The sequence below is a fragment of the Paraburkholderia sp. SIMBA_030 genome (assembly GCF_046535245.1).
Taxonomy (GTDB): domain Bacteria; phylum Pseudomonadota; class Gammaproteobacteria; order Burkholderiales; family Burkholderiaceae; genus Paraburkholderia.
The window spans coordinates 1-253 of record NZ_JAWRXB010001104.1 but is presented as its reverse complement, the minus strand read 5'-3'; the positions used below and the strand labels follow the sequence as shown (position 1 = coordinate 253).

The 253-nt window shown below is 64.8% G+C and carries 1 protein-coding gene; it reads left to right on the top strand.

The window, feature by feature from the left end; genetic code table 11:
* On the top strand, positions 1-203 hold a 203-nt coding region (gene grpE / locus SB772_RS43425), incomplete at its 5' end, for a nucleotide exchange factor GrpE (RefSeq protein WP_410838950.1).
* Positions 204-253: the final 50 nt, after the last annotated feature.

Below are 253 nucleotides of genomic sequence, written 5' to 3'. Positions count from 1 at the left end.
AGCTGAGCGGCGCGCTGGAAAAGGGCAAGGTCCTCGCGATCAACCCGGTCGGCGAGAAGTTCGATCCGCACCGCCATCAGGCTATCTCGATGGTGCCGTCGGAGCAGGAAGCCAACACCGTCGTCAGCGTGCTGCAAAAGGGCTATGTGATCGCCGACCGCGTGCTGCGTCCGGCGCTCGTCACGGTGTCGCAGCCGAAGTAAGCGGTGTAAATGGCGCGCACCGCCGGGCGTCGGCAGTCAGACTGAAGACG